The 9037-nt window shown below is 59.7% G+C and carries 11 protein-coding genes; 9 read left to right on the forward strand and 2 right to left on the reverse strand.

Annotated elements, in window-relative coordinates; all coding sequences use genetic code 11:
* Window positions 1-33: 33 nt before the first annotated feature.
* The 6 genes from WB402_RS04910 to WB402_RS04935 are packed head-to-tail and all read left to right on the forward strand — an operon-like array spanning window position 34 to window position 4769.
* On the forward strand, window positions 34-924 hold the full coding sequence (locus WB402_RS04910) for an energy transducer TonB (protein ID WP_424205798.1): 891 nt from the start codon (window positions 34-36) through the stop codon (window positions 922-924).
* Window positions 925-965: 41 nt separating this feature from the next.
* The gene (locus WB402_RS04915) at window positions 966-1529 is read left to right on the forward strand and encodes a YqgE/AlgH family protein (RefSeq protein WP_424205800.1); all 564 of its coding nucleotides are present in this window, start codon (window positions 966-968) and stop codon (window positions 1527-1529) included.
* A gap of 49 nt (window positions 1530-1578) precedes the next feature.
* Window positions 1579-2022 (forward strand): Holliday junction resolvase RuvX, encoded by a 444-nt coding sequence (gene ruvX, locus WB402_RS04920; protein WP_424205801.1) that lies wholly within the window; start codon window positions 1579-1581, stop codon window positions 2020-2022.
* A gap of 2 nt (window positions 2023-2024) precedes the next feature.
* Window positions 2025-2516, forward strand: coding sequence for a bifunctional pyr operon transcriptional regulator/uracil phosphoribosyltransferase PyrR (pyrR, locus tag WB402_RS04925; RefSeq protein WP_424205809.1), 492 nt, complete (start codon window positions 2025-2027; stop codon window positions 2514-2516).
* Entirely contained in the window at window positions 2513-3490 is a 978-nt protein-coding gene (locus WB402_RS04930) for an aspartate carbamoyltransferase catalytic subunit (protein ID WP_424205802.1), read from the forward strand. Before pyrR ends, WB402_RS04930 begins: the two co-directional genes overlap by 4 nt.
* 1 nt (window position 3491) lies before the next feature.
* The gene (locus tag WB402_RS04935; protein WP_424205803.1) at window positions 3492-4769 is read left to right on the forward strand and encodes a dihydroorotase; all 1278 of its coding nucleotides are present in this window, start codon (window positions 3492-3494) and stop codon (window positions 4767-4769) included.
* A gap of 102 nt (window positions 4770-4871) precedes the next feature.
* Here the strand turns inward: WB402_RS04935 and WB402_RS04940 are convergent, their stop codons facing one another.
* Both WB402_RS04940 and WB402_RS04945 read right to left on the reverse strand, forming a co-directional pair.
* Window positions 4872-5987, reverse strand: a complete 1116-nt coding sequence (locus WB402_RS04940) for a PilT/PilU family type 4a pilus ATPase (RefSeq protein ID WP_424205804.1) — start codon at window positions 5985-5987, stop codon at window positions 4872-4874.
* Window positions 5984-7057 carry a type IV pilus twitching motility protein PilT gene (locus WB402_RS04945; protein ID WP_424205805.1) on the reverse strand — a complete coding sequence of 358 codons (1074 nt, stop codon included), beginning with the start codon at window positions 7055-7057 and terminating at the stop codon, window positions 5984-5986. Before WB402_RS04945 ends, WB402_RS04940 begins: the two co-directional genes overlap by 4 nt.
* A 190-nt stretch (window positions 7058-7247) precedes the next feature.
* On the opposite strand from WB402_RS04945, the gene proC reads away from it, so the two are divergent.
* The 3 genes from proC (at window position 7248) to WB402_RS04960 (ending at window position 9006) form a co-directional block, all read left to right on the forward strand.
* Window positions 7248-8099 (forward strand): pyrroline-5-carboxylate reductase, encoded by an 852-nt coding sequence (gene proC, locus WB402_RS04950; protein WP_424205806.1) that lies wholly within the window; start codon window positions 7248-7250, stop codon window positions 8097-8099.
* Complete coding sequence (locus tag WB402_RS04955) at window positions 8096-8653, forward strand: YggT family protein (protein WP_424205807.1); 558 nt, start codon at window positions 8096-8098, stop codon at window positions 8651-8653. Before proC ends, WB402_RS04955 begins: the two co-directional genes overlap by 4 nt.
* A gap of 65 nt (window positions 8654-8718) precedes the next feature.
* Window positions 8719-9006 carry a DUF167 family protein gene (locus WB402_RS04960; RefSeq protein WP_424205808.1) on the forward strand — a complete coding sequence of 96 codons (288 nt, stop codon included), beginning with the start codon at window positions 8719-8721 and terminating at the stop codon, window positions 9004-9006.
* The last annotated feature ends 31 nt before the right edge of the window (window positions 9007-9037 follow it).

A 9037-nucleotide genomic window follows, 5' to 3' on the forward strand; every position in this document is an offset into this window, starting at 1 on the left:
GCTACATATTAGAATGATAATTGTATTTCGCGCATGACGGCCCAAACAATTTCAGGTCTCTCACAAAACGACCGTCTCGGGGTGAGCGTCTTCGGCTCATTCCTGGTGCACATGGTCGTGATTCTGGGCGTCACCTTTACTTTACCCATATTGCGTAACTTGCCAGGATTGCCGACGCTAGAAATCACGCTGGTACAAACCTCGAGTGACAAGAGCACGCTGGACCCGGAGTTCCTTGCCCAGGCCAACCAGGACGGCGGTGGTGACAGCGACACCCCCGAGATCGCCAAGAATCCACTGCCGGTACGCGAGATCAGTCCGGTCAACCGTGACTTCCCGACGTTCCAATCCGTTCCTCAAAAGCGCGTGCCGTCCGAACACGAAATGACCGCGTTACTTTCCCAGGACGCCGTCCGGAAAATCAAGGCGCAAGAAGCCAAGCCGGACAAAAAAGAATTGCAGTTGCAACCGCCCAACCTCGGTCTCATGGCGCGGACAGAACTGCTTCAGGAACGCGCGCGCCTGAACGCCGAGATCAGTCGCACCTGGCAGGAGTACCAGAAACGTCCACGGCATAAGTTTCTGAACGCCCGCACGCAGGAATATAAATACGCCGCCTACATGGACGCTTGGCGCGCCAAGGTTGAAAGCGTCGGCAACCTCAATTATCCCAGCGAGGCAAAGCGACGCCATTTGACAGGCAACCTGTTGCTCGACGTGGCGCTCAATGCCGACGGCAGCATCAACGAAATTTCGATCCGTCGCTCTTCCGGCCAACAGATCCTCGACGATGCCGCCATTCGCATCGTCGAACTCGCCGCGCCTTTTGCGCCATTCCCGTCCGAGATTCGTGCAGATCTGGACGTACTGCATATCACCCGCACCTGGAAATTCAACGAATCCGGACTCACCAGCGAAAACTAGGTGTCTTGAGTCTGGCAGCCGACTGCCGGATACTGTGGTTCATGAAAGACACGAATTCGCTTGCCAACCATTTCCTGATCGCGATGCCGAATCTCGCGGACGCGAATTTCGCGCGCAGCGTCACGCTCATTTGCGAGCATTCTGAAGAGGGCGCGATGGGTGTGGTGATCAACCGCCGGATGGACCTGCATCTCGGCGAGATTTTCGAGCAGCTCGGCATCGAGACGAACCCGGAGAGCCACGCCGATACCGCCGTCTATTTTGGCGGTCCGGTGCAGAACAACCGCGGCTTCGTGCTGCATGAACCCCTCGGTAACTGGGAATCCACGCTGTCGGTGACTGACCGGTTCGGCGTATCCACCTCGCGCGACATCCTCGAGGCGATTGCAGAAAATCGTGGCCCGGAAAAATTCATGGTGGCCCTCGGTTACGCCGGCTGGGGCGCGGGGCAGCTCGAGCGCGAGATCGCCGAAAACTCCTGGCTCTCCGGACCGGCCAGCCGCGAAATCATATTCAACCTGCCAGCGGAACAGCGCTGGAAAGCGGCGGCCGAACTCGTGGGCGTGGACCTCACCACACTATCCGGCGAGGCGGGCCACGCGTGAGATCCGGGTCCGCACCCGGTAAACCCTTCCCCATCGGTCAGATACCACCATGTCCCATCGCAAAACGACGGTGACCTATCTTGCCTTCGACTATGGGGAAAAATACATCGGGGTGGCCGTCGGGAGCCGCCACTCGCGCCTGGCCGAGCCCCTGACGACCCTGCGCGGAAGCGCCAAAAACCCGGACTGGGTGCGCATTTCACAGTTAATCGAGGAATGGCAGCCAGACGCGCTGGTGGTGGGTCTGCCGCTCAATATGGATGGCAGCAACAACCCCATGACCCGCGCCGCCCGGGCGTTTGGACAACGCCTCAAGGACCGCTACAATTTGCCGGTACATATGGTGGATGAACGCCTCTCAACGCTGGTCGCCCGGGATATCCTGAACGAAGCCGGCGTTCCCATGAGGCGCCACAAATCCCGTCTCGACAAAGTGGCGGCCCAGACTATCCTGCAGGCCTTCCTGAACGAACTCCCTGGAGATTCACCGTGACGGTGGCGGTCGACATCGACGCCGCCATGACGCGCATGGTCGAGCAATTGCGCCCGATGCTCAAGCGCGATCCGCTGATGGTCGGCATCCACACCGGTGGCGTATGGGTCGCCGAGCGCCTGCATCAAATGCTGGAATTCAAAGAACCGCTTGGCACGCTTGACATCTCTTTCTACCGTGACGACTTCACGCGCATCGGCATGAACCCGCAGGTCCGCACCTCGCACCTGCCGGTGAACGTGGAGGATCGGCATTTGATCCTGGTGGATGACGTGCTGCACACCGGACGCACCATCCGCGCCGCGCTCAATGAAATCTTCGACTACGGCCGGCCGGCTTCCGTGATGCTCGCCTGCCTGATCGAGCGCGGCGGGCGCGAACTGCCCATCGAGCCGCAGGTCGTAGGTGAACACGTCAAGCTCGGCAAGAACCAGCACGTCAAGCTGCTCGGGCCGGATAAACTCGAACTGCGCATCCAGGAGGCCAACGGGTGACACAGAACCTTCAGTTCGATGACACCGGCCGGTTGCGCCATCTGCTCACCATTGAAGGTCTCTCCCGTCAATCCATTCTTGAAATTCTCGACACCGCCGAATCCTTCATCTCGGTGGGCCAGCGCGAGATCAAAAAGATCCCGCTGCTGCGCGGCAAGACCGTCGTCAATCTGTTCTTCGAATCCAGCACCCGCACGCGCACCACCTTCGAGATCGCCGCCAAGCGGCTGTCGGCGGACGTGATCAATCTGAATGTCGGCGTCTCGAGTACCAGCAAGGGCGAGACCCTGCTCGATACCATTCGCAATCTCGAGGCGATGCACACCGATCTCTTCGTGGTGCGGCACGCCGAATCCGGCGCGGCACACATGATCGCGCGTCATGTCCCGTCGCACGTGCACATCATCAATGCCGGCGACGGCCGCCACGCGCACCCCACGCAAGGCCTGCTCGACGTGTTCACCATCCGCCGACACAAGGGCGCGTTCGAAAAACTCAAAGTGGCCATCGTCGGCGACATACTGCACTCGCGCGTGGCACGCTCCCAGATTCAAGCTCTGAAGGCGCTGGGCGTGGCGGAGCTGCGCGTGGTCGCCCCGAAAACCCTGCTGCCCAAGGCAGTCGAGAAACTCGGGGTACACCCGTACACCCGTATGGAAGAAGGTCTCGACGGGGTGGATGTGGTCATGATGCTGCGCTTGCAACGCGAACGCATGCAGGGGGCGCTTATTCCCAGTGAACAGGAATACTTTAATCTGTACGGACTTACGCCGGCGAAACTGGCGTTGGCGGCAAAAAATGCCATCGTCATGCATCCCGGCCCGATGAACCGCGGTCTGGAAATCGATTCGGCCGTGGCCGACGGTCCACAGTCCGTGATCCTGCCACAGGTGACTTACGGCATCGCCGTGCGCATGGCGGTGATGTCGCTGATCATGGGCGGATCGGCCGAACCTGCGGGGGGGAGACGCTGACATGGGCCTGGTAATCAAGAGCGGGCACCTGATCGACCCGGCCAACGGCGTGGACGGCCAGAAAGATCTCTTCATCGATGACAACGGTTTTGTCATCGGTGTCGGCAAGGCGCCACCGGGATTCAAGGCGAAAAAAACGATCGACGCGCGCGGCAAGATCGTCTGTCCGGGCCTCGTGGATTTGCGCGCGCGCCTGCGCGAACCGGGCCTCGAGCACAAGGCCACGATTGAATCCGAGGTGCATGCCGCGGTCACCGCCGGCATCACCACGCTTTGCTGTCCGCCCGACACCCACCCGGTGATCGACACTCCGGCGATGGCGCAGATGATCCAGTCACGCGCCTGGCGCTTCGAACTGACTTTCATCCATCCATTGGGGGCGTTGACACAGGACCTGGAAGGCAAACGGCTTACCGACATGGAAGCGCTCGATGAGGCCGGCTGTGTCGGGTTTACCAACGCGCTAGCGCCCATCACCGACACACTCGTGATGCGCCGCGCCATGGAGTACGCCGCGACCCTCGATCTCACGGTGTTCCTGCATTCCGAAGATCCGTGGCTACGCAATGGCGGCTGCATGCATGAAGGCGAGATCGGTACACGCTTGGGGCTTCCGGGCATACCGGAGGCGGCCGAAACCGTGGGCGTTGCGCGCGATCTGGCGCTGGTCGAACAGACCGGCTGCCGGGCGCACTTCTGTGGCCTGTCGAGCGCACGCGCCGTGGTCATGGTGGCCGAAGCACGAAAAAATGGTCTGCCCGTCAGCGCCGATGTCACGGCGCATCATCTGCACCTGACCGAGTACGATGTCGGCGACTTCAATACCCTGTGCCATGTGCGCCCGCCGCTGCGCGGCACGCACGATCGCAAGGGATTACGCAAGGCCCTGAAAACCGGCGTCATCAGCGCCATCTGCTCTGATCACCAGCCGCACGAACCAGACGCCAAGCTGGCTCCCTTTGCCCAGTCAGAACCGGGTATCTCGGGCCTGGAAACCTTGTTACCGCTGACGCTCAAGCTGGTGGACGAAAAACTGCTGACGTTGAATGAAGCGGTCGCACTGCTGACGCATAAACCCGCAGAAATAATCGGGGTGGATACAGGGCATCTCGGCATCGGCGCCACGGCGGATGTCTGCATCTTCGACCCCGAAGCGCGATGGGTGCTGACGGAAGACAATATCGTTTCCCGTGGTCACAACACGCCTTTCCTGGGTCGGGAATTCCGCGGACGCGTGACGCACACGCTCATTGGCGGCAAAACCGTGTTCGAACTTTAGCCCGAAGATCCGCATCGCAAAACAAAAAGCCCCATAAGGGGCTTTTTGTTTTAATCGCGCTGCCCGATGAACTCTCGCCCCAGCCAGGCGGATGACGGTGTTTTATTTGAAGGTCACGTTACGCATAGACTCGCCGAGCTCGCGGCTCTTCGAATCCTTGCCTTCGAGCTTGATACGGAGTCTCACGTCATTGACCGAATCGGCATTGCGCAGCGCATCGTCGTAGGAGACGAGATCGGCCTCATACAGACTGAACAGCGACTGGTCGAAGGTCTGCATGCCGGCCTCGGTGGACTTGCCCATGAGATCCTTGATCTCCGGAATCTTGCCTTCCATGATCAGATCGGCGACCAGCGGTGAATTGATCATGACCTCCACTGCCGGCACACGCCCCTTGCCGCTCTTCATCGGAATCAAACGCTGCGAAACAATGCCCTTCAGGTTGAGCGCCAGATCCATCAGCAGCTGGTTGCGCTTTTCCTCGGGAAAGAAGTTGATGATGCGGTCGAGTGCTTGGTTGGCGTTGTTCGCGTGCAGTGTGGACAAACACAAGTGGCCGGTTTCCGAAAACTGGATCGCGAGGTCCATGGTCTCGCGCGAGCGGATTTCCCCGATCAGGATCACGTCCGGCGCCTGGCGCATGGCGTTTTTGAGCGCCACCTCGTACGACGCGGTGTCGACCCCGACTTCGCGCTGATTGACGATACAGTTCTTGTGGTCGTGCACGAATTCCACCGGGTCTTCGATGGTGAGGATATGACCGTAACTGTACTCATTGCGATAACCGATCATCGCCGCCAGCGAGGTGGATTTGCCCGAACCGGTACCGCCGACGAACAGGATCAGGCCGCGTTTGGTCAGCGCCAGATCCGCCAGCACCTTGGGCAGATGCAGGTCGTCAAAACGCGGGATATCGGTATTGATCGTGCGCAGCACCATACCGACGCGCTGTTGCTGCATAAACACATTCACACGAAACCGGCCAATCTCTTGCGGGGATATCGCAAAGTTGCACTCGTTGTGCGCCTCGAACTGCCGGCGCTGATCCTCATTCATGATGCCATAGGCGAACGCGCGCGACTGCTCGGGCGTCAACGCCTGCTTTGTCACCGGCATGATCTTGCCATCGACCTTGATGGAAGGTGGGACCCCGGCCGTGATGAACAGGTCGGAGGCCTTCTTGTGATGCATGAGCTTGAGGAGATCGATGAAATTCATTTGGTTCTGCTCCCGGCCGCCGTCACGGCCGCCGCAGTAAACACGTCTTTGTTCGCGGCCACGGTGCGGGCGTCGTCCACGTGGATCTGGCGCGTGCGCACCATATCCTGCAGGCACTGATCCAGCGTCTGCATGCCGACGTTCTGGCCGGTCTGGATGGACGAATACATTTGCGCCACCTTGTTTTCACGAATCAGGTTACGAATCGCCGGCGTGCCAATCATGATCTCGTGCGCCGCGACACGCCCGCCGCCGATTTTCTTGAGCAGGGTTTGCGAAATCACGGCACGCAACGATTCGGAAAGCATCGCACGCACCATATCCTTCTCGGCCGCCGGGAACACGTCGATGATACGATCGATGGTCTTGGCCGCGGAGCTCGTATGCAAGGTTCCGAATACCAGGTGGCCCGTCTCGGCGCCGGTCAACGCCAGCCGGATCGTCTCCAGATCGCGCATTTCACCCACGAGAATAACGTCGGGATCCTCGCGCAGGGCGGAGCGCAACGCATTGTTGAATCCCAAGGTGTCCTTGCCGATTTCGCGCTGATTGATCAGGCAGTTCTTGCTGGTATGTACGAATTCGATCGGGTCCTCGATGGTAAGAATATGCGCGTGTTCTGTTTCATTGACATGATTGACCATAGCCGCCAGCGTCGTGGACTTTCCCGAACCGGTCGGACCGGTAACCAGCACCAAACCGCGCGGTTGATCGGCAATCTGTTTGAACACCGGCGGCGCGTTCAACTGTTCCAGCGTCAGCACCTTCGAGGGAATGGTTCGGAACACCGCGGCCGGGCCACGGTTCTGATTGAAGGCATTGACGCGGAAGCGCGCGATGTTGGGCAGCTCGAAGGAAAAATCGGTTTCAAGAAACTCCTCGAAGTCCTTCTGCTGCTTGTCCGACATGATGTCATAGATCATGTTGTGGACGGTACGATCGTCCAGGGGATCCACGTTAATGCGCTTAATGTCGCCGTCCACGCGGATCAGCGGGGGCAAACCGGATGACAAGTGCAGGTCCGAGGCGTTCTGTTTAAAGGCAAACGCCAGTAGCTCGGCGATATCCATTCAGGTTCTCCGGGGGCCGCGGATGATTAAAAACGTTATAAATTCGGCCCTTGCATTAATTTCTAGTCTATTTCCGCCCGTCCTGCAAACGGTTGTCGGCCCGCCGGTCGGTAAATTCTGTCTTTCTACGCCTGTGCAGGCGGGATTTTGACTTCCGTTCGCCGGAACGGCGCTTTAAACTTCGCCGGCCATGACCATCCATTCCACGAATACGACTCATCCCCTGGTTGGTTTCATCGGCGCCGGCAACATGGCGCGCAGCCTGACAGGGGGACTGCTGAAAAACGGCTGGAAGAAAGACAAAATCATCCTCTCTGACCCCGAACCGGCCCAGCGCCTGGCGATTGAAACCGTTCTCGGCGTCAAGGCCTTCGCCGACAACAGCGAAGTCGCGGCTCGCGCCGATCTCCTCGTGCTCGCGGTAAAACCACAGATTCTCGCGGATGTGACCAAACCCCTGGCACCCACAGTACAGAAGAAAAAACCGCTCGTCATCACCATCGCCGCCGGCGTACGCATCGAGGATATCGACCGCTGGCTCGGTGGCGGACTCGCCATTGTTCGGGCCATGCCCAATACCGCCGCCTTGATCGGCAGCGGCGCCTCGGGCCTGTACGCCAACGATCGCGTCAACGAAGACATGCGCAGTCAGGCTGAATCCATCTTGCGCGCCGTGGGCGTCACGGTCTGGCTTGAGGATGAATACCTGATGGACGTGGTGACCGCCCTGTCCGGCAGCGGACCGGCGTATTTCTTTCTCGTCATGGAAGCGCTCGAACAGGCAGCCATCGAATCGGGTCTCGATCCGAAACAGGCGAGATTGCTCACGCTCGAGACCGCCTTCGGCGCCGCCAAGATGGCGCTGGAAGGTCACGAGGAACCCGCGCAATTGCGCCGCCGTGTCACTTCGCCCGGTGGCACGACCGAACAGGCGGTGAAAGTCCTGGAAGAAGGCGGCCTGCGGCGTCTGTTCAAAAACGCCATGCAAGCGGCCGGTGACCGGGCGCGCGCCATCGCCGACATGTTTGGGAAGGGCGCATGACCACGTTTTTCACCGAGGCCGCCGCTCTCATCATCGAGGTTGTTTTCGGTCTCTATATTCTGGCAGTCCTGCTGCGTTTCCTGTTCCAGCTCGTGCGCGCTGATTTCTACAATCCAATATCCCAGTTCCTTGTGGCGCTCACCAACCCGCTGCTGAAACCCCTGCGCCGCGTCATACCGGGGATGTACGGTATCGATGTAGCCTCGCTGGTGCTGCTGGTGGCGCTCAAGGGCTTGGAGGTATTTCTCATCTTCTCGCTCGGCGGCTATGCCCTCGAGCCGCTGCCGGTAATCATCGCAGCGGTGGTGGATCTTTTGCGGCTGACAATCAATATCTTTTTCTATGCCATCCTGGCGCGCGTGATCCTCAGCTGGTTCATGCCCTATGGCGTGCGCCAAAACCCCGCTGGAGATCTGCTGGTGAGTCTCACGGAACCGCTGATGCGCCCCGCCCGCCGGTTGATTCCGCCGGTCGGCGGACTGGATCTGTCCCCGATCGTGGTGCTTGTGGCATTGCAGCTTTTGCAGCTTGCCCTGGCGCATCTACTGCGCTAGCGACCAGTGCCCGAGGTGAAGGATTTCAGTGAAGGCGGCCCGATACCATGGGATCTGGCGGTTACATGAGCTGGTTCCGCCGGGATGGATCGGACCTCATACTTCAGGTACGGGTCCAGCCACGCGCCAGCAACAATGCCTTGGCAGGGGTAATTGGCGATTGTCTGAAAGTCCGGCTCACGGCCCCGCCCGTCGAAGGCCAGGCGAATGAACATCTCATCGCCTATCTGGCCAAGCTTTTCGGGGTCCCTAAAAACAGCGTGATCCTGGAGCGGGGCGACACCTCCAGGCAAAAGCAGCTGCGTATCCGCTCGCCGAAAAAGTTGCCCGAAAACCTCGACTGGGATATCTAGCCCCTTCTCCCCCCTCCCCCACCCCCCAACC

Origin of the sequence: Sulfuricaulis sp. (assembly GCF_049587675.1) — a bacterium.
GTDB lineage: Bacteria > Pseudomonadota > Gammaproteobacteria > Acidiferrobacterales > Sulfurifustaceae > Sulfuricaulis.